17 protein-coding genes, 1 pseudogene and 2 CRISPR repeat arrays are annotated in these 19,156 nt (G+C 40.5%); of the genes and pseudogenes, 7 read left to right on the forward strand and 11 right to left on the reverse strand.

What is annotated here, in order from left to right; all coding sequences use genetic code 11:
- The first annotated feature begins 101 nt into the window (after positions 1-101).
- A CRISPR array of direct repeats spans positions 102-661; the repeat unit is 30 nt; unit sequence CTTTCAATCCCATTATGGTTACAACTAAAG.
- A gap of 112 nt (positions 662-773) precedes the next feature.
- The 8 genes from cas2 to cas6 are packed head-to-tail and all read right to left on the reverse strand — an operon-like array spanning position 774 to position 9,175.
- Positions 774-1,037 (reverse strand): CRISPR-associated endonuclease Cas2, encoded by a 264-nt coding sequence (gene cas2, locus BMW55_RS06405; RefSeq protein WP_089966533.1) that lies wholly within the window; start codon positions 1,035-1,037, stop codon positions 774-776.
- Positions 1,038-1,045: 8 nt separating this feature from the next.
- The gene (gene cas1b, locus BMW55_RS06410) at positions 1,046-2,047 is read right to left on the reverse strand and encodes a type I-B CRISPR-associated endonuclease Cas1b (protein WP_089966535.1); all 1,002 of its coding nucleotides are present in this window, start codon (positions 2,045-2,047) and stop codon (positions 1,046-1,048) included.
- Between the two features lie 14 nt (positions 2,048-2,061).
- On the reverse strand, positions 2,062-2,565 hold the full coding sequence (cas4, locus tag BMW55_RS06415) for a CRISPR-associated protein Cas4 (protein ID WP_089966537.1): 504 nt from the start codon (positions 2,563-2,565) through the stop codon (positions 2,062-2,064).
- Positions 2,566-2,576: 11 nt separating this feature from the next.
- A complete protein-coding gene (locus tag BMW55_RS06420) occupies positions 2,577-5,108 on the reverse strand; it encodes a CRISPR-associated helicase/endonuclease Cas3 (RefSeq protein WP_089966539.1) in 2,532 nt (843 codons plus the stop codon).
- Complete coding sequence (gene cas5 / locus BMW55_RS06425) at positions 5,095-5,781, reverse strand: CRISPR-associated protein Cas5 (RefSeq protein ID WP_170839776.1); 687 nt, start codon at positions 5,779-5,781, stop codon at positions 5,095-5,097. Before cas5 ends, BMW55_RS06420 begins: the two co-directional genes overlap by 14 nt.
- Before the next feature lie 2 nt (positions 5,782-5,783).
- Positions 5,784-6,710 (reverse strand): type I-B CRISPR-associated protein Cas7/Cst2/DevR, encoded by a 927-nt coding sequence (gene cas7i, locus BMW55_RS06430; RefSeq protein WP_089966543.1) that lies wholly within the window; start codon positions 6,708-6,710, stop codon positions 5,784-5,786.
- Complete coding sequence (locus tag BMW55_RS06435; protein ID WP_089966545.1) at positions 6,707-8,404, reverse strand: hypothetical protein; 1,698 nt, start codon at positions 8,402-8,404, stop codon at positions 6,707-6,709. The genes cas7i and BMW55_RS06435 overlap by 4 nt, the downstream gene beginning before the upstream one ends.
- 18 nt (positions 8,405-8,422) lie before the next feature.
- Positions 8,423-9,175: a CRISPR-associated endoribonuclease Cas6 gene (cas6, locus tag BMW55_RS06440; RefSeq protein WP_089966547.1), complete on the reverse strand. Its 753-nt coding sequence runs from the start codon at positions 9,173-9,175 to the stop codon at positions 8,423-8,425.
- 416 nt (positions 9,176-9,591) lie between these two features.
- Positions 9,592-9,889: direct repeats of the CRISPR family, unit length 29 nt; unit sequence GTTAATTGAATCCATAATGGTATTGAAAG.
- Between the two features lie 166 nt (positions 9,890-10,055).
- Here cas6 and BMW55_RS06445 point away from each other — a divergent pair.
- Positions 10,056-11,045, forward strand: a complete 990-nt coding sequence (locus tag BMW55_RS06445) for a hypothetical protein (RefSeq protein WP_089966549.1) — start codon at positions 10,056-10,058, stop codon at positions 11,043-11,045.
- A 180-nt stretch (positions 11,046-11,225) separates the two neighbouring features.
- Here BMW55_RS06445 and BMW55_RS06450 read toward each other — a convergent pair whose 3' ends face one another.
- On the reverse strand, positions 11,226-12,566 hold the full coding sequence (locus tag BMW55_RS06450; RefSeq protein ID WP_089966551.1) for a helix-turn-helix domain-containing protein: 1,341 nt from the start codon (positions 12,564-12,566) through the stop codon (positions 11,226-11,228).
- A gap of 338 nt (positions 12,567-12,904) precedes the next feature.
- Between BMW55_RS06450 and BMW55_RS06455 the strand changes: the two genes are divergently transcribed.
- The 4 genes from BMW55_RS06455 (at position 12,905) to BMW55_RS06470 (ending at position 15,379) form a co-directional block, all read left to right on the forward strand.
- Positions 12,905-13,225 carry a hypothetical protein gene (locus BMW55_RS06455; RefSeq protein ID WP_089966553.1) on the forward strand — a complete coding sequence of 107 codons (321 nt, stop codon included), beginning with the start codon at positions 12,905-12,907 and terminating at the stop codon, positions 13,223-13,225.
- Positions 13,226-13,319: 94 nt separating this feature from the next.
- On the forward strand, positions 13,320-13,709 hold the full coding sequence (locus tag BMW55_RS06460) for a glycine-rich domain-containing protein (RefSeq protein ID WP_089966554.1): 390 nt from the start codon (positions 13,320-13,322) through the stop codon (positions 13,707-13,709).
- A 70-nt stretch (positions 13,710-13,779) separates the two neighbouring features.
- Positions 13,780-14,469 (forward strand): hypothetical protein, encoded by a 690-nt coding sequence (locus tag BMW55_RS06465; protein ID WP_089966555.1) that lies wholly within the window; start codon positions 13,780-13,782, stop codon positions 14,467-14,469.
- Entirely contained in the window at positions 14,459-15,379 is a 921-nt protein-coding gene (locus tag BMW55_RS06470; protein ID WP_089966556.1) for a protein kinase domain-containing protein, read from the forward strand. Before BMW55_RS06465 ends, BMW55_RS06470 begins: the two co-directional genes overlap by 11 nt.
- A 101-nt stretch (positions 15,380-15,480) precedes the next feature.
- On the opposite strand, the gene BMW55_RS06475 is transcribed toward BMW55_RS06470, so the two are convergent.
- Together BMW55_RS06475 and BMW55_RS06480 are read right to left on the reverse strand one after the other, a co-directional pair.
- Positions 15,481-16,284, reverse strand: a complete 804-nt coding sequence (locus BMW55_RS06475; protein ID WP_089966557.1) for a hypothetical protein — start codon at positions 16,282-16,284, stop codon at positions 15,481-15,483.
- On the reverse strand, positions 16,247-16,798 hold the full coding sequence (locus tag BMW55_RS06480) for a hypothetical protein (RefSeq protein WP_089966558.1): 552 nt from the start codon (positions 16,796-16,798) through the stop codon (positions 16,247-16,249). The genes BMW55_RS06475 and BMW55_RS06480 overlap by 38 nt, the downstream gene beginning before the upstream one ends.
- 392 nt (positions 16,799-17,190) lie before the next feature.
- Between BMW55_RS06480 and BMW55_RS06485 the strand changes: the two are divergent.
- Together BMW55_RS06485 and BMW55_RS06490 are read left to right on the forward strand one after the other, a co-directional pair.
- A pseudogene (locus BMW55_RS06485) lies at positions 17,191-17,496 on the forward strand (sigma-70 family RNA polymerase sigma factor); the annotation flags it as partial.
- 206 nt (positions 17,497-17,702) lie between these two features.
- Positions 17,703-17,900, forward strand: a complete 198-nt coding sequence (locus BMW55_RS06490; protein ID WP_139179456.1) for a hypothetical protein — start codon at positions 17,703-17,705, stop codon at positions 17,898-17,900.
- The last annotated feature ends 1,256 nt before the right edge of the window (positions 17,901-19,156 follow it).

Consider the following 19,156-nt stretch of genomic DNA (forward strand, 5'->3'; position numbering starts at 1 on the left):
CTCACTCCGCTTTGAATTACAGGTCTCCAAGAGAATTTAGACAAATGCTAACTCAAAAAGTTGCATAATTGTCTGGACTTATGGGGGGCATTAAGACCCAACTTTCAATCCCATTATGGTTACAACTAAAGGATGGATGAAACGTATAGATCAAGTTTGTTGATGGACCTTTCAATCCCATTATGGTTACAACTAAAGCAGAACTTGCAAATGGAGTGGCGTATCATTCAACCACTTTCAATCCCATTATGGTTACAACTAAAGCTCATCCGGATCGTCAGAGTGAATGCTTATCCCTGTCTTTCAATCCCATTATGGTTACAACTAAAGGTAATAGACGAACCGTCGACTGGTTTTTTGACCTTACTTTCAATCCCATTATGGTTACAACTAAAGTGGAGTGTATTTCGGGAAGAAAGATCGGCTGATCCGCTTTCAATCCCATTATGGTTACAACTAAAGCCATAAAGCGCCTTACTTGGCTCATCTCCGGCATACTTTCAATCCCATTATGGTTACAACTAAAGCCAAATCAAACCAGAGCCCAGCTAAGGGATATCACAGCTTTCAATCCCATTATGGTTACAACTAAAGGACGCGACATAGTGACGGAGCGCGTCGGAAACCAACTCTTTCAATCCCATTATGGTTACAACTAAAGCCGTGTGTGAACTACAGAAGATTCAAGCATTTCAATTATACCTACATGCAAAAATGTCTGTAAACCCCTTATCCTGCAAAATCCCCGGGAGGTTCACAGACATTTTATCAAGCTAAAGAATATTACTTGGATCTTGATGGTGATCACCAATGACTTCTTTTTTCACTACATCCTCATTTCTAATTATATAAAAGATGATATGGTCCTCTTTCGGATTTGTAACAAGTTTTAATGCATTTTTTAATTCCCGCAGTTGGGCTTGGGTCAGGCTGCCTTCGAATGTGGAGTTTTGCATCCAGAACATATAGCGTTGAAAGATTTTTTTTACCTTAGCCACACGCTTTACATTGATGTCATATACTCCTACCACATACATATTGAATCTCACCACCAGATCTTGAAACTCGAATAAGTTTTTTCGCCAAGTAAGTGTTTGATCAGCTTATAGCATTCAAGCCGAATTAGCCTTTGGTAGCTGACATTTCTGCCCAGAGTTCGGTGTTTAACTGTTGTTGTGAGCTTTTTGTGGTATTCTTCCAATACTTTCTTCTTTCCCGATTGATTCAGATAACAGATGCCATCTGATTCGTCGAAAGACTGGTTTGAAAGTATTCTGAGGTTAATGAGCCGGAAAATCAGACGGTCACTAAGCAGTGGTTTAAAAATTTCGCTGATGTCAAGTGCCAATGAGTAGCGCCGTTCGGTAGGCTCATGAAGGAAGCTAATCGCTGGATGAAGATGGGTATGATAAATTTCGTTCAATGTTGTTGCATAAACAAGTGAATTGATAAACGAGACTAAAGCATTCATTTTATTGTTGGGGGGCCTCTTTACTCGGCCATTCATTACAAAATCAGGATGTTTGTTCTCCATGAAGTGATCGATTAATTGGTAGTATTTTTTTCGTATATTTCCTTCAATCACCATTAATCCTGCGATGTCTGTTGTTTTGCTAAGGTGATGAACTTCTTTTTCGATTTGTAGGGATAAAACCTGGACTGCCTCATTGTTTCGCTCAAATTGTCTAACGTTTTTCATGATATTTGCCGCTGCTCCACGCAGAATTTCTTTGGCAATTGGAATCCTTTCAGCGAAATCATCAGATGCAATTGCTTGTCTGATTAAAATGGACCCAGATACCTTGGATTCTCTGGGCATAAAACTTCCCGAATAATAACCATAATAGTTGAAAAAGTGAACCGGGATTTGGTTATAATTAAAAAATTCGATCATCTTGGTGTTTAAATCAAGAGGAGACATGACATAAATGGCCTCAATTTGCTCTACGGGTATGTAGAGATGTCCATCCTCATGCTCAAACCGTACAGTGTTATGATGCCTTTTCAGCCTACCTTCTCGGGTAATGTAAAAAGATTGCTTTGGCATAACCGTTCCCTCTCTTAAATATGACAGAATTCGAAGTACGCGCACTTTCGACACAAGCGGATATTAGAGTGAATTTCCGGCATATGCTTTTGCTTGGCGATCATTAGGATTTGAGAAATTTTTTCTTCAACTTCTTGAATTCGTTTTTCATCCAATTGCAATTCGATTACCTGTTTAATTAATGGGTAGTGTATTTTTGCCCCTTTGATCTGTTCGTAACCCAGAATGTGCTTTAGGTAATACGCATAAAACAATGGCTGAATCTCATGCTCCTTTTTCGGCTTTTTAGATGATTTTGTTTCGTGGACATAACCGTCTCTTGAGATAAAATCAATCAACATTCCATCAACGCGTATTTCCTTATCTTCTCGTTGGTAATATTCGTCATGAATGAGTCGGCCAAGTTCGACCGACTCAAAGTTTTCTTCGAGATTCACTTTGTGGATGTACAGCCACAATTGCCTTTTGCAGCTTTCCAAATAATAAAAGTGTTGACCGCCGATCAAGCGAATGTCCAACTTCGATCCCCCTAAGCCATAAAGATTGAAGAAGAAGGTGTATCTTGAAAATCAAATCCAATGCCATTCGGATCATATGGGACTTTAACGAACAGCAATTTTATATCTTGAACAGGTTCAATGAGATCAATGACTTTCATCTGTTTACATTGTCCAAAACGATAGGCCTTCATTGAAACGATATAGTCTTTGATGATATCCAACGCTTTGGCTGGATCTTGGTCTAAAATTTTATTCAAAATTTCTTCCTGATAAAACGATGGGAGCACTTCGACAGTCCGATACTGTGATTGACGGACTTGGAAAGAACCGTCACTTTCTTCGCCATCATAGTTTTTTCCAAAGCGATCAACGGGTTTTTTGCCGAAAACTGCATCTTCTAAAATGTATTCCCGCATATCTTTGTCCACCAAGTCGCAGAAGTCGGGATACAACTGATTAACCCACTTTTTCACATTTGGAAAAGAATACTTCGTTCCGATAATATCCCAGCTTTGTTGAAGAAGATTGCTTTCGCGCTGAACCCATTCTTCTTCATTTACATATGGATAACCAGCTTTTTTGTTTTCTCGATCTAGCGGGAAAATGACTTGCTTATAGATATAATCGGGCATGTTCAATTTTGATTGGCAGTGTCTGCACTCGCATGTACTTGGCGTTGGTGCAATTCCCATCCGATGCAGACGACCCCCGCGTTGAGTCATAGCATCAATTGGAGCCAGATCAGTTAGCTGAATATCTGCGCTGATGTCCAAGCTTAGCTCACAGATTTGCGTGCTGACTAGAATTACCTGGTCACAATCTATGTAACCTATGGACTGAATAAATGTCCTCTCAAACAAGCTTCGATCCTTGGTCGGTTTAAACAGGATTTTGATACATCTTTCTTTTTTCGCCCGATCTTTGGGGGTGAATTCAGAATGATAGCAAATGATGTTGTGGTTGGGAAAGATTTGCTTTAGTTCTTTCGTGATAGATTTGGCTCGTTCTACCTGGTTGGTAATGATCATTTGACGAAGGGACAAATGGTCTTTAATGCATTGTATTGCGTCTGCGCTTATACCTTGTTCAGGAGAAAACAGAGGTTCTTTTGCTTTTTCAATGATGAAAGGAGTTTTCACTTTGACTGGTACGCCGCTTTCAACTAGAATATAAGGTTTTCTTTTGCCGATTTTATTTATTTTTTTAAAGAATGAATCGGGAAGTGTGGCCGACATAATAAGGTGGGGAATTTGCATTTCTTTCAGCAGCCGGAAACATTCCCCAATCTTTTTAAGTGTAAAATCTTGGTAATAATGCAACTCATCAAAGATAATGACGGATTGTTGGATATTGCCAAAAGCCAAGTCCGCATTTTTATGGGAATGGAGGAGGCTGTATAATAGATGATCCACAGTGGTGATGGTGATTCCGTTTTGGAAAATGCTATTTTTGTATACTTGGCTTCTCAGTTCTTGCCATAATCTTTCATTCTCTTCTGTTTCGTCTTTGGTTCCTTTCAAAAAACGTAAGGCCTCAGAATGATAAATACCGATGTTTTCTTCTGCAAACCCGTAGCGTTCCGCAGAAATGAAATCTTGGTACATAGAATTGATCGTAAACCGGGTGGGGAGGGTAAAAATGACTCGATTGGCTTTTTTCTGTTCCAACCAATGACGTGCAAACCATAATGCCGCTCCTGTCTTTCCTTCACCACATCCTGCCCGAAGCATCATATAGGGGGAAATGTTCGTGATGAGCTGTTGTTGCAATGAATTTGGACGTAAAAAGACCGGATTTTCTATATCGATGATTAAAGTGGGAATACGCTGTTGCAGTGCTAAGTCTCCCATCTGCTCCAGAGCAGGCTTAGTTTTTTCCAAAGTACCACTGTGGTAAAGCTCCTCAGCGATCCCGCTGGAGGTGTGGTCGCATTGACAAATGACACTGAGAAAAAACGTATGAAGGGCTTTGGCTAGCTTCTTCTCTTTTTTATCCAATCGATTTACATACTGTCGTATTTTTCTCACTCTTTCCGCCAATATTGGCCCAGTCCATTCCAATTCATTCGCGTTAAAAGGCGTAAATGAAGGGAACGGATACTTTTTGAGGAAAGACTGGATCATTTGATTCACTTCATCACCTGGAAGGTGAATAGAGGAAGAGAATAAACTCTTCACATGTTCATAGCTTTCGTTATGAAGCATATGATGATGGGCTAGGACTGCGGTCAACACCGAGCGCAAAAGCGGTTGGGTGTAGAAAGTATGCCCGTTCCACCGGGCAAACAGTTCCCAAAGGACAGCAAAAGAAAGCAATGGATGAGAAATTCGCGTTTTCTTTTTATCGCTATTGAGATATTTTTGCCACTCCAAATTGGCTTTACCAATATCGTGCAAATAAACGCCAAGAGCTAACAAACGATGGGTTTCTTCAAGATCCAGATTATTTTTTTGACACCAATCTTGGAAAATTTCTTGGTGTTGTGACCATAAGAATCGGAAGACGCTATAAGCGTCTTCCAAATGAGCCTGCAACGCATGATATGGTTTAGCCAGCAACATGTTCGGCTCCACCTTTCAACAGAATGTAATCTTCTGTATGGGAGAGCTGCAAACAAGGGATAGGATAAGACAATTTTATTTGCTCTCCAAGATACACCATACCATATTGAACGGAGTAAGAACGCTGGTTTTGCTCAAATCTTACCGGCCATCGGACAACAGATACGTTTTTTACCATTCCCTGTTCCGGGATGAGGTGGAAAGGAACCGAGCTGTCAATGCGCTTGGATTGGGCAGTATTTGCATCTTGAATAAGGATTTGCGACAATTCAACCAGATCGTCGGACTCCCCCAGGTAAAGCAAACGAGCTGGTTGATTTAGCGCTTCATAAATCGTGTTAAGAAGTGATTCCTCTGCAGAAACATATATTCGATAAGCAGGTTGAATCAGCTTTTGTTTCACTACAGTCATTGTCATGCTGTTTTTTGCCGGGTTCCACTTCATCCAACGTGTAAATGTTTCAACTTTTGAGCCTGGATTCAAGATCCGAATCCCGACTTCCATGTGGGGCATCAAAGAATAATCATCTTGCCAGAGCCCCATCGCGTTCGCGATCAGTCCATACACTGTGGTCGGAGGGGGAGCGGGATAAGTTAAATGGGCGTTAATGCTATGAGGAATCCGAAAGGAACACCATCCGGGTACATGGCAATCAAAGGTGAGAATGCGCATGGTTACCCCTGCTTTTTGCCGACTTGTTCCTTCGCCCATTCGATAGCTTCAAGCACCGAGAGAATAGGAACATGGTATTGTTCGAAAACAGGGCGAATCTCGCTTTCATTTGTTATCACTCCCGGAGTCCAACCTACACAGACTTGATCTCCCAACATTTGATGTTCCTTTAGAATGATGGATAAACGTTCCGGATGCATGTTGCAGTCATGATCCAGATCCAAAGCGTTGAGGCCACGTTGATTATACGTGTTTTTCAATGAGATAAACAAAAACTCGGGAGCCAGGGAATTCAGGGCACGGGCTTGTTTTGCAAAGCCACTCAGGTGATAAACCCCATCAAGCAAAGCTTGTACACGGATCATCCGCTCTTGTTCACCGATATCAATCGTGGTTTGGTAACCCGTTACTTTTTGTTTTTTTCCTTTGGTTTCAATGACGGGTTCCACCACGCGTCCAATATTGTCCACATCTATCACAAGATTGACTTTGTACGTGTTTTCCACCATTTGCACATAAGCCAGGCGCATATCCTTGCTTTCCCGATTTTCTTTGGTAATGTCAGAATGACGAGTTAATAGGTCATTGATAATATCTTTTTGAATTTGTCCCAGCGCAGGTGAAGATTTGACCGGTGACCAGCGTCGTGTTCCACCTTTTCCTTCTTCGGTTGCGAGAAATCCGCGCAAATCGCAGCTCCAGCAATTTTCTACGTCCCCACATGGCGTTTCGGGGGAACAATGAAAATGTTCAGGATAATTCCTTTGGATGGTATCAAATAAAGCGCGACGCACGGCTTGTCCGGACACATAAGGCTTGCGGCCATTATCATAGAGTTTTAAATCAGATAAGTTTCCAGCCCCTTCCCCAGCATTCAAGTTCCCAAGATCGGTTCTAGTTAGCCAACTGAGCAATATAGACTTGATCATGCTTCCATCGTCTCCTTCTTCTTTAAGTTGTTGGCTTGGAAAGCAGCCAAACTAGCATAGATGACCAAGGTATCCCGGATGGTCAACAGTTGTTTGTCATCTAACTGGGTAAGAATATTCTGCATGCGTTTCGTGCCGATGTTATAGATTTCGTCTGCTTTTTGGTCTTTTTGCGAAGAAATTTGTTGTTTATAGATTTTAAATAGTGCCTCTTTTAAAGCGGCGATAAACGTGTCACGAGAAGCTGCGGTGTTCAGTTTATTCATGGCAGACAAATCTGTATGCTGGCCAATGACTTTACCCAATAAACGAAGATCTTCATGGAGTTGGTCGTTAAACAAGGCAACATCCTCCTTTTCAATATGCTTGTATAAGTAAGGAAGATACTCACTAAAAAAGCGGGAACCCCGGATGGAAATATTGTATTTCTGCGGGTGCTTGAGTGAAGCTTTATATAGTTGATACACATTTCGCGCGATTTTTCGGACATCTTTGCGGAAAATTCCTTCTGCTATATGGTCCAATAGCTGTTCATCTTCTGAACGAATACAGTTGATAAAATCATTGACCACATCCCCTTCGTTAAGATTGTTGTTGTAATGAATACGCAAAGTGAGGGAAAATAGGTCTTCATCCACTGAAAGTCGGGTAAACTCTTTGAAAATAACATTTTGCCCTTTATTATACCTGGGAATGAGCCAGCCATTTAAAGCTGAACGATCTTGATTTTCTAAAGGATTATGGATAAAACCTGATTCTTCTTGAATGTGATTCATCCAGAAATAGAGTTGAAGTAGAGAAACATACAAGGTCGGATGTTTCAGCTTGTTGATATTGGTACGATAGCTGATTATTTTTTTATTTACACTCAGATCTTGTTCTAATCCGTTGGAAGAGATCGTTTGCATCAGTTGAGAAAGAGATCTCAGATTGGATACTTCCGGAACAAGGAGATGTGTGATTTGGTGCTTATTAACAAAGTATGGATGCCTCTTTACTTGCAGCGTGGCAAATAAATTCAGCAAATTACAAGTAGGGCACATGCTTTCCTTGGATACGGAAGAAGCATATCCCCGGATCGGTGTACCGTGATGCTGGTTAAATAATACATTGCGGCTTTGATTCATGGGACGGAAACTTTTCGGATCAGCATCTTGGCCACACAAGGGGCAGGTTTTCTTTTTTGGGGATTCAGAAAAAAACTGTTTGAAGAAACCCTCTACTTCCTCCTCATAGGTCTCGGTCATGCGCCGCCAATCTGCCTTTAGCCCGATAAAATTTCTTGCGCAAGAGATTTCGACCACTTTTTGCGGTTGGCTTAAGTATTGTTTGGGTTGACCATAATCATCCGTTTTGCTTTTCAGGAAATCAATCTCATCTTTGGACAAAGTTCGTTTGTATAGCTCGTTAAGAAAACCACGCTCGTTTTTCTTATTCCAATCGTTAATATTGAGAAGTTTTAGTTCGGCAGGGGGAAGAAGAACTTTATTTAGATTTTCTTTTAAGTAGGTAATGAGATGATCTTGCAAATCTTCCATTAGATCTTCTTCCAAAGAGAAGGACAGATACCCGGGAGTCAAAGCCAGTTCGTCCATCAACTCTTCATTCTCTTGGATATGATCCAACGCTTCGTAAAAAGCTACCAAGCCAATATCCATCCAAGGATCTTGAGTATGGTACAGCCTCACTTTCATTCATATCACCTCCCTTTATCAATGGAAATCATTTAAAATTGATACGCATCCAAACCCTTGGCTGGAATAACTTCCCAGGCCGGCCTCATAAATCACTTGCTGCATTTTTACTGGTGCATCAATTTCTAATGGGATGAGGTAACCTTTGATCTTTTTTTCTTTGTAACGGGTTAAGACAGCCGTTTTTTCGAGTTGGAACCTCTCTGGACGAAACAGGCGGATATGAATCGCCTCCTCTTCCGGGAACTCTTCCTGCCAGCGCAGGTAGTACCATTTCTTGAGGGAATTCCTCATACTGTCGTAAAAGCGGCTGTCGAGAGGATGACAAAAAATGACCTTGCTGTTTATTTGAATGGGAACCACAATTGGACTTAATGACTTATAGATCATGGTTTCGGAAAAATCGACCTGTAAGAGATCAACTTGTTGCAGAGGGAAAGAAAAATCTAATAGACGTAAATGCCCGAGCATCCATACTCCTTCAATAAAGTGATGAATAATCTCAGGCATAATCGAATCAATCTGGAACGAAAGCATTCCTCTAACTTTCATACCTGAATGCAGGTTAACTCGTGAGGTGAAATCGCAACGAGAAAAGACAAATGGCTTATATGCTTTTCCTTTGTACTGTAAACCGGTGTTGTGCAGCCAACTGGCCAAGTATGGAGCAGATTGTCCGATGCAGTGATAGATAAAGCTGCTTATTGAGTAATTGAGGTCATAGGGCAACAGAACTTCCTCATCTATATGAAACTTCAATTCGGCTCGCATGATCGCAACATCACCTATTTCACTCCTATAGAAAATTAATTTTTAAACAGATGATGTCAATATAATAAATATTTTGTTATTTGGCAAATGTGCTATTATTATCCTGTGGTCCGATTTTTTCTTTTTTTATGTGTTTATTTGATTTTACTTCAAATACATACTATATTTAAAAGTAGACGAGTTAACCTATTTTTTATTACAATAAACTATTTGCTTTGAAATCCATTCTGGAATTGAAATATAGACAATTAATTTTTGATCTAGTTGAATCCATAATGGATTTGGTATTCAATTTCCTTCAACTGATTAAAATGTCTGTGAACCCTCCCAATGTTTTTGCAAGATCAGAGGTTCACAGATTTTTTTCGCTTTTGATGTAATGAAATTGTTTGATATTTGTGATGTTCACACACTGGGTTAATTGAATCCATAATGGTATTGAAAGGGCCATCTGTGCTGTCTTCTATATCGGTCCAACCTTGCGGGGTTAATTGAATCCATAATGGTATTGAAAGATAGCCGCCCCAAGCCCAAGTACACCAGCGGTAACGGTTAATTGAATCCATAATGGTATTGAAAGGGCAACCTCTCCGGAGTGGCGATGAAATTCAAGTTGGGTTAATTGAATCCATAATGGTATTGAAAGGGTAGCTGTCCATACCATTTTTACTGCCTAGCTTGATCAGTTAATTGAATCCATAATGGTATTGAAAGCTCGTTTCGCTTCTTCTAGACTAGCCATAGAGAAACCCCAACATCAAAGCGGTGTTGGGGGTTTTAAGTGGCCTCCTTCGGTTACCCGAATTTTTTTAAAAATACAGACGGAAAATGGTTATGGCCAACGAATAAATAATTAATCAAGACCACAAGGGGGATTTACATGAGTGAATCAAAATCAAATGAAATTTTGCAACAGTTGGGGATGATTTACCAAAAGATAGGATGGAAAAAACTGTTGCTCTGGTTGTTATTTATCATCACCGGCTTTTGGTCTAAAGGAGCCATTTTCATCCTTGGTTCAATTGGATTCTTAATTTACGCAATCATACGTGTTTCCGATAAAGAAACACGAAAGAAAGGTTTGATCATGCTTGGGGTCAGTGGAGGTTCTTTCTTTTTAGGATTGATTGTGCTAATTGTTTGGGGCGTGTCCTCAGCTCTAACGGATCCACCAGCTGCCTCACCAAAAGCTGATACTCCAGTTGCTGCACAAGAAACCAAAAAAGAAGTTAAGCCCACCGTAAAACTTTCCTTTGATTCAACCACCATTACTACACAAGATAACAAATATATTATAAAAGGAAGCACTGAGCCAGGAACAAAAGTCACTATGTTCTATAACGGCAAACCTTCGGGTGTTAGAGTAGACGAGAAAGGGAACTTTCAATTTGAAGTAGACACCAACGTCCCAAGAGAATACTCATATGAGGTTGTGGCTTCCAAGGACGGGTATCAGGAAGCCAGACAAACAATTACAGTTACGCGAGAAAAAACTGCTGCGGAGATCGCAGCAGAAAAAAAGGCAAAAGAAGAGGCCTTCAAGAAATCCTGTATTACAGTGAAATATGGGCAACTCGAAAAAAGTCCGGATAAATACATTGGAAAGAATGTGAAATTCAGGGGTCAGGTCCTCGAAATACAGGAATCCAATGGAATTGGTTTCATGCGTATAGCCGTCACCTATAGAGGTTACGATATTTGGGACTTCAACGATGTAGTGTGGGTTAATTATTTTGGAAGTACTGATGCTGTAGAAGAAGATATTGTGACTGTATACGGGACAATGATGGAACAAAAAACCTACACCTCCCAGGCTGGTTGGACCATCACCATTCCTCAAATGAATGCTGAAATTATTGAGGAAAAATAAAGATCGAAATTGTCATTTTACAGAAAAAAACTCAGCTTCCAAACCTTTGTTTGGATAGCTGAGTTTTGATATACTAGTGGGTGGACAATTAGAGAAAAGACTGAATATAATCAACGGCCAACAGTATCATCGTCATCTTCGCCCGCTCTTCTGCCGGCTACATTGAAGGGATATTGTAAATTAAATAAACTCATAATCATCATCCTCACCTTCAAATATTTCATGTTGGAGGAAAAACAACTTTTTAGTACACTCTGAGAATTCCTCCACCTTCCCAAGCTTACCAAAACATTGCGCCATTTTAAAGTACGCTGTGCGCTGGTGATTTCTGTGACCGTGTTCATTTGAGAGATCTGCAGCCTCTTGAAAATAGGAGGCTGCTTTTTCATACTCCTGTTGTTTAAGATGGCAATTCCCGCGAACGAGTAGCGCTTTCGTCAATCGAAAAACATCCTTGATTTCCCTTCCCTTTTCAATGGCTTTATTCAGATATTTATAAGCTTCTGACCATTCCTCCTGAGCAGAGTATAAAATGCTCAAGTAAATGTAGGCGTCTATATGTCGTCGAGGAAATTCAAAGCTTTTGTCAAGACAAACAGCCATTTGGAAGTATTCATTTGCTTCTTTGAATTCATTCCTTTTTAGATGGATGCTCCCGAGGATCAACAGCAAATCCATTGTCCTGGTAGGGTTTTTTCGGTAACCTAGTCTAATTCCTTCCTTACAGCATTGAATTGCTTCTGAATAATTTTGGCTTTTACGTAACAGAATAGCGCGGAACTTATACAAGTCCAGTATAAGTTGAGTTTGTGGTATATGGGGAATTAAAGGCCAGACTTCATTTAATAGCTGAAACGCTTGGTCATTTTGAAAAGAACGTAGTGAATAGTAAATCTTATTGATGATTAACGGGTACTTAATATCATTCTTTTCCAGGGATTCGTCAACTTCATTTAGACCCTGATCTACATAACTAACAGCTTCTTTTAAATCATTCTGGTTATATCTACATCGACTTAACTCGTTGTAACACATAGCCAGAATGTTATCTTTGTGTTTAATCTTGTTTCTCTGAGAAATCTTGATGGCATGTAGGAATTGCCTTTCGGCCTTGTCCCACTCTTTATTTCTGTATAAATAACGCCCTTTTAGAAAAAAGGTATAAGCTGCAAGCGGATGATAATCTTCTAATGATATTTGATTAATCCTCTCAAATGCTCCTTCAAGGTCCCCTTTTTCGATCAAACTTTCAATGAATTCCAGTTTAAATTGTAATGACTCAATTTCTGTTTGTATTTCTTTGATGTGGTGAGGTATCTGTTCTTTCGGTACACCTAACTTCTCAAATATATGTATTATTTTATCCTCTTTTACGTTGGCTTCTTGGTTCTCCAAATTGGAGATAGTCGAATCCGAGACAGTGTTATCACTTAACTTTTCTTGGGTAAGTCCCTTTTCATTCCTCTTTTTCCTTACCGCATAACTAATAATGCCCTTATCAAGCTGATCAAGTAGACCCATTTTTGGTCTCTCACCTCATTTTAAAAATTCATACTATTAACATGATATAGGAGGGAAGAGGGAATGATCAATGGTAGTTGTGATTCCAAAATCGATTTTGGGAAATTCACATTGGTAATCACAGGGGTAATGATAAAAAAAGCTTTTTTTTTCGATTACATCTTTCAAGTAGTATGTCAATTTTAATTCCGATATTAATACTCGGAAATATTGATTAATTTTGACAGTGTGCATTACAATTTAAGTGATCGGAACATTGGAAAAATTGATAAATAACCATTCTGCTATTTTCAAGATGATTTTTTTAATGAATACAATAAAAAAAGGGTGATCAATTTATGTTGAGTCTCAAGATTGAGGGTCCAAGAAGAGAAGTCAATGCTTTTATTCAGGACATCAAAAACAATCCCCAAGCTAGAGTAATCACTCAATCTATGCCGTATTTTGAGGAAGTTCTTGAGAACCAAGATGTAACAAGCTACTGTCATCTCCAATACTACTCACTTGAGGAAATAGGAAAGGCTATGGTTGTAACATTCGAGACAAAGGAAGGCGAAGATATCACGCTTACTCTCGAATACGGAAAGGTTTTAAAAATAGGTGATGTATTGCAAATTAACGGAAAAGTAAAAAGTTTATTACCCGCAATTGCCTGGTGACCAAATTTATTGAAGGGAGGGATGCTCTGCCGCATTTAAAATTTTACTTCATTCCGACTTGCAAAAATCAAATTTTTTGAGGAGGTCATTTTACATGACTGCTTTATCTCCTACTAAACCAAGTTTGCTTCAATCCGCCCAAATTGAACTCGGTCGATTCTTCCAATTGTTCGCTGAGGGTGTTAAAGGTTTAAACATGCCTTCCAGGCTGATTGACTCTATCTGGCATAAGCTTTATACCGATCCCGCCAAATATCAAAACTTTTGTAAGGAACATGGCGGTGTAGTTGTAGGACACTCACCAGCAAAGGGAGAAGGAGCAATTCACTGGATCCACGAGTACGAAAAACGATTTGGCCAACTTCATCCGGTTTGGTTTATGGATGATCAAGGAAATCTCGATGAAAATGCATACCATGAATATTTGACAACAGGGGAATGGACCCGCGCCTCATGGGATTGTACACCTGGCAAACATGAATAACACTCAACTGTAAAAAAGAAACTCCAAGATATTCACTTGGAGTTTCTTTTTCGGAGAGGATGTGAGATGGATGATTCAATTTAAATCACGTAGAGTCATCAAGTTTAGTGAACCCGATCCATACAGTGCCTATTGTTTAAGGATTTCAGATGGTTATTGCCCCTTTCTCAAATCAGCCGAAAAAAATGATGTCTTATTTGCTACCTATTACAGATTAAATGGTCATACAATAGAGGAGCTTCAAGAAGAGATGTTTTACTATGGAGTTGTTCATTGTGAGCAACTTCGTCAATACCGGCAGCATCATCAAAACAGTCCTAAAGGGATTCTTGCATGTGAAAATGTTATATTTGATCTTCCAGAAAGATTTCACAACATCGATGGCGAAGAGCTTTTTTCATGGCCCCATTGGTTATTGAAGTTACTCTACACACAAGTAGGGGTAATGGTCGGAAAGTTTTGGATTAATGAAAAAGCAACCAGCAGACAGGGACTAAGCATACCTGAACCTCCTTGTCATTTCTTATCAATTCGTTCAGCAATTAAAGAACGAGATCCTTATTTCTTCAAAAAAGCTCCATTCTTACTGCCAAAATTAATTGAATCCTTGGATCAAGGGAAAAATGTACATGCACCTTTTTTAGTTTCAGATTGTGATATTTCGTCTATCGAAAGCATGAGACGTCATAGGTATTATCAGTCTGTGTTCATTTGGGGGAAACAAGAATGGGAAAGGATGATTGTTAAGAATGATAATTAACGAGGATCGTCGCTATTTAGAATTTATCGATAAACTAAGTGAGTTTCTTGACATGCAATTAACTGTGTTGAAGCCCCTACATGCCCGAAAAGGATGTTCATATAAAATCAAGGGTGACAATGAAGAGATGATGATCAAAATGATGGATCTTCTCTCAGATGAAACAAAAGTTACGAACAGGGCTCACGCATTGAAAAAAGAAGCGAAAATACTGAGGGACGTAAATCAATTCACGGGAGACCTGTTTGTAGCTAGCGGGGAACTTGACTCTATATTTTGGTTGCTTCGCCGGTGGATTGATGGGGTAACTGTTACACACCATTGTTCATATCTGAGAGAAAAACCCCTTTCAATAGATCACAAACGCCAGTTTATCCAGGACTTATGTAAAATGCTTGAGAATGTAGTACATCTATATAAATGCGGTTATCTGCATGGGGATCTCCAGCCTAAACATTTTGTTGTAGACAAAGAAGAAAACTTTCATTTGATTGATTTGGAAACGGCAGTTAATGTAAACCATCCTAATTCTGATTATAGAGGGGGAATGGTTCATTATGTCCCTCCAGAAACTACGACTCAGATGATGGATGGAAATGCAAATATTCCATTAGATGCTATTTCTGAAATTTACTCATTTGGAGCAGTCGCTTTTTTCCTTTACACTGGAAAGACTCCTGTTGTTTATGTTGAATCATTAGAGGAAGAGGAAAAAATTGATTTGAAAGCTATTCCTTTTGAACAAAAGTTATTGGCGGTAAGCCAGGGAAGGATACGATCATTTGAACAGGCTGGCGCAGAGCCATTTCCTGAATTGGAACGAATACTAATGAAATGCCTTGAAAAAGACAGGACTAAAAGATACCAAACATTTGGTGATTTAAATGCTGCACTTGAAGAATTATTATAAACCTTTGTGTTGTTAAACCCCCAACTAATTTTGAGGTTGGGGGTTTAATCATTCATCGGCAGATTTTATGAAATAAGAATTATCACCATTTCCTCCAACGTTTAGCTTACCCGCTGCTTTAATCGTTTGATCGTTTGGCCGGCTTGATATGGTGTTACATTCGCCTCTTTTGCCAGCCGTCGGTATGACGGCCAGTCACCCAGCTCCTCTTTCAAACGGAGGGCAATTGTTTCAAGTGTTTGACAGTCTGTTTGTTTGCCTGATTGTTTGTCTGTCCGTTTGTTCGACTGTTGGTCTGTTTGTTCAACGGTCCGACTGTCTGACGGCTCGCCTGATTGCCTGTTTGTTTGATCAGTCGTCTGCTTGTCTGTTTGTTTGATCGGTCGTCCGTCTGATTGTTTGCCTGTTTGTTTGGGCCGCTCGACTGTTTGACCAATCCGCTGTTTGCCTCTTTGTCTGCGATACTGTACGATTGCGTCACTGATAACCAGTTCGGCTGCTACAATCAGTAACGGAATCAACGCGCCCACTAAAACGGCCTCATCAATGACAATCCCCCGCCAGACATAGAACACTAACGGCTGTCCGTTTTTCGCAATCCCGGAGGTGATGTTTGAATACAGATTGAACAGAACACCTAAACCAAACACACACCTGGTTGACAGTCGAACTTTTTCACCGTTTAACGTCGCCCAAATCAAAGTGACCGTCCCAAGAACAAACGCTGCCTCAAAACCAATCACCCCGAGATGGGCCAAAAGCGAACGGTAGCCTGATCGTTCAAACAGCGCTGTTGTATGGGCGTAGGATAAAATTAACACACACGCCGCAATCAAACACCCAACAAACAGATTGATTGATACTATGTTAATTTTGCTTTTGAGTTTGATTGCCCATTTGATCATTCTTCCTCGCCTCCTTCTGTAGCGCCCAGGCTTCTTCTTTCAAGTGTCTGGGTTTCTTACCGCCGACTAGAATCGGTCGCCTTACTCGGATCTTTCCGGACTTATCTCCTGCCCTGAATGGTACATCTTCGATTTCATATTTAAGTTGAGGCTCATTTTTATCAGCCCGCGTGGATCGTGTTGATGATGAGGGGGGCTCGAATACTTGGCCGTCCCAGCTAAAAAGTTCTTGTCTATGTTTGATAGGAAGCTCATATTGATAAACCATCTTATTAACTGCGTTCACGTAATCAACTGAGTACGCAAATTTTTTTCTTACAAGCGGCTTGATTTCTTCTTGCTGTGGGGGATCGTCGAAGATCCAGAGTATAAAGCGGATCAATGCAGGCCAGTCTTCCTCTTCTTTTGCAGGTGGGTCTTGAGGGTAGATTTCCACAATATAGCCGTCATCTTCTTCAATGAACTTTGCAGTATAAGAGTTGATCCCGTGTACCGGGTATTCTATGATCTCCATCGCAACCTCCCTCCCCTATTCCAGGTATCTCTTTCATGTCTGCTAAAAAACGCCACTATTTTTAATTTTTCCGTCTAGCGAAAATAGGGGAGTGAGGGGTTACGTCTTCTCTGGTATCGCTCCCGCCGGTGTCGGTTAAGCCGGTCTTTGTGGGAATGGTAATAACGCAACTTTCGGCAAGGATCAGAACAATACACCTGATTAGACCGATCCTGGTAGAAACGAATCCCACACTGATGGCAAATGGTTCCCATTTTTCTGAGTTGGGTGTACACTGAAATCAAGCTCCTTTCTACTGGATTAGGGTGAAGGCGATTCCCTTCAGTTGGTTGGTAGCCACAAGAATCGCCTTTTCTAAAGTTAGAGTATAAGACAGATAAACACTAAGGGTAAACGAAATCACTCTGATTGATGTTCTGGGAACGGAACGTGATGAAGTGATTGATAAGGTGCAGATGAAGATCGAGAAAAAGAAAATATACAATCACATACACATTTTGGATGAACGCGAACAGGAAGTGATCCGGTGCCGGTTCGGTCTTGGTGGAGGGAAAGAAAAGACGCAGCGGGAGATCGCCAAAGAATTGGGTATTTCTCGCTCTTATGTGTCGAGGATTGAGAAGAGGGCATTGATCAAGCTGTTTCATGAGTTTTACCGAATGGGGACGAATCGGGGTACGTCTTCATCCGGCACATAGCGGAAGCGGTTTGGTAACAGCCGGTGAACTTGGCCGGCTGTTTGATTGTTATTTTCAACTTCGTCTATCCGTTGGGTGGCCGGGTTGCTATGCGGTTTCCTTCTTGAACCGACCGAATCCGTTTAACGGCAAATTTTCCATGCCAGTCCTCTTCCATCTCCTGCATAGAGTGAATTGAGGTGATGACTGTGCAGGGAGAAGGAAGTTTGAAAGCGGATCGACAGTACAGGATTGGAAAGACGACAATCGAAATCATCGCTCCCAATATCACCGATGAGGAACGGGAAAGCAGAATAAATGAATTGCAGTGTATGATCCGATTATTGTGGGATACGTTGACGGAAAATGAAAAAGAAAAGATGATAAGAAAATATAACACAGAAAATGACGAACAGGATAATTAAGGCATATCATCGTGTCTTTTAAAGCCGGGGGTGCGATTTTTTGTTCCATCATTGAAAGATAGTGTGGAATGAACTTGCAAAAATGGATCAACGGATGAAGGAAAAAGGTAGAGTAACAGGAAACACAGGGGTCATGGGGTCCATAGGGTTCGGAACGGAATAGGATTACTCACAAAAGAAAAAGTAGTTTACCCTATATTTGTAAACTACTTCAACTTGAGACTCCTCACACTTGCAAGTGGATTTTTTGGGAAAAGTGTTGATTAGATACTTTGCAACAGTTCGGACAATCTGATTCTGATCGGTTGATTTTGATTGGGGCTCCATCTCCAGGATGAATCAAAACTGCCCCCGGGTTCCTGGCAATCCAATATCACAATCCGGGTAGTCTGGTTATCGATACTAAACGTCACATTGTGCGGACATCCGGGAAATCGGATGGTCCGGGATCTTCGTCCTCTCGGGAAAATTCTTACCGCAAAGATCCCGTCTCTACAATCTACCGCCTGAAGAGTTACGATGTTACGCTGTACTCGTACTACTCTTAATCTTCCGGTTCCAAACATTTCGCTCACTCCTTATCCGTGTAGATCTTCTCTTTCTTGAGTGTTTTGGCTGTCGCGATCGCCATTCTTTTGACCACGCTTCTAACATCTCTAATAAATAGGTATGTAGTATCACCAGTTATGGTTTGTATGTTTGATGGTTTTTTCGAAAAATGGAGTATTAAGTGTTATCCCTGCCTGAGTCTTTGTCATCGCGATCTGAGAAAGAAGCAGAAGGAAAATAATCCTTTTTAGAGAAAATTCAAAGAGAGACCAAAGGCCAGATTTGATTCATAGACAATGCCCCGGCATAAACAAGCAAAGGTAGGCTTATCTCGAGGCTATCTGTTCGGACCCGGCGGAGAAGGATTTGCGAGGATGAACATCGCATGTCCCCGTTCGGTGTTAACGGAAGGACTGGAACGGATCAGAAAAGCGGTGAAGGCGTAATGCGGAACAGCCCCGGCTTTCTTTTTGAAAAGCCGGGGCTTTGAACATTTAATCATGGGAAGATCCTTCTGTTTGTTTCATCCATTTCTCCTGTCAGGAACGGATCTGTCAGATTGCTTGTTATGGCGAATCACTGAAAATCGGTAATTGCTAAAAAAAGGTCTTACATTTATCTGCAATTTGATATAAAATAGGACACATCAAATACACGAATGATTGTAATCATTTTCGATCTTATCGTTCGTCTTTTAAAGGTAAAGG

The organism is Lihuaxuella thermophila (assembly GCF_900110165.1).
In the GTDB taxonomy this organism is placed as follows: Bacteria; Bacillota; Bacilli; order Thermoactinomycetales; family Thermoactinomycetaceae; genus Lihuaxuella; species Lihuaxuella thermophila.

What these genes read in the sequence shown, in the direction of transcription:
- cas2 (WP_089966533.1), bottom strand. Translation starts at nt 1,037, where the DNA reads ATGTATGTGGTAGGAGTATATGACATCAATGTAAAGCGTGTGGCTAAG.
- BMW55_RS06455 (WP_089966553.1), top strand. Translation starts at nt 12,905, where the DNA reads ATGTTGAGTCTCAAGATTGAGGGTCCAAGAAGAGAAGTCAATGCTTTT.
- BMW55_RS06435 (WP_089966545.1), bottom strand. Translation starts at nt 8,404, where the DNA reads ATGAAAGTGAGGCTGTACCATACTCAAGATCCTTGGATGGATATTGGC.
- BMW55_RS06465 (WP_089966555.1), top strand. Translation starts at nt 13,780, where the DNA reads ATGATTCAATTTAAATCACGTAGAGTCATCAAGTTTAGTGAACCCGAT.
- cas7i (WP_089966543.1), bottom strand. Translation starts at nt 6,710, where the DNA reads ATGATCAAGTCTATATTGCTCAGTTGGCTAACTAGAACCGATCTTGGG.
- BMW55_RS06460 (WP_089966554.1), top strand. Translation starts at nt 13,320, where the DNA reads ATGACTGCTTTATCTCCTACTAAACCAAGTTTGCTTCAATCCGCCCAA.
- cas1b (WP_089966535.1), bottom strand. Translation starts at nt 2,047, where the DNA reads ATGCCAAAGCAATCTTTTTACATTACCCGAGAAGGTAGGCTGAAAAGG.
- BMW55_RS06480 (WP_089966558.1), bottom strand. Translation starts at nt 16,798, where the DNA reads ATGGAGATCATAGAATACCCGGTACACGGGATCAACTCTTATACTGCA.
- BMW55_RS06470 (WP_089966556.1), top strand. Translation starts at nt 14,459, where the DNA reads ATGATAATTAACGAGGATCGTCGCTATTTAGAATTTATCGATAAACTA.
- BMW55_RS06420 (WP_089966539.1), bottom strand. Translation starts at nt 5,108, where the DNA reads ATGTTGCTGGCTAAACCATATCATGCGTTGCAGGCTCATTTGGAAGAC.
- BMW55_RS06445 (WP_089966549.1), top strand. Translation starts at nt 10,056, where the DNA reads ATGAGTGAATCAAAATCAAATGAAATTTTGCAACAGTTGGGGATGATT.
- BMW55_RS06475 (WP_089966557.1), bottom strand. Translation starts at nt 16,284, where the DNA reads ATGATCAAATGGGCAATCAAACTCAAAAGCAAAATTAACATAGTATCA.
- cas5 (WP_170839776.1), bottom strand. Translation starts at nt 5,781, where the DNA reads ATGCGCATTCTCACCTTTGATTGCCATGTACCCGGATGGTGTTCCTTT.
- BMW55_RS06450 (WP_089966551.1), bottom strand. Translation starts at nt 12,566, where the DNA reads ATGGGTCTACTTGATCAGCTTGATAAGGGCATTATTAGTTATGCGGTA.
- cas6 (WP_089966547.1), bottom strand. Translation starts at nt 9,175, where the DNA reads ATGCGAGCCGAATTGAAGTTTCATATAGATGAGGAAGTTCTGTTGCCC.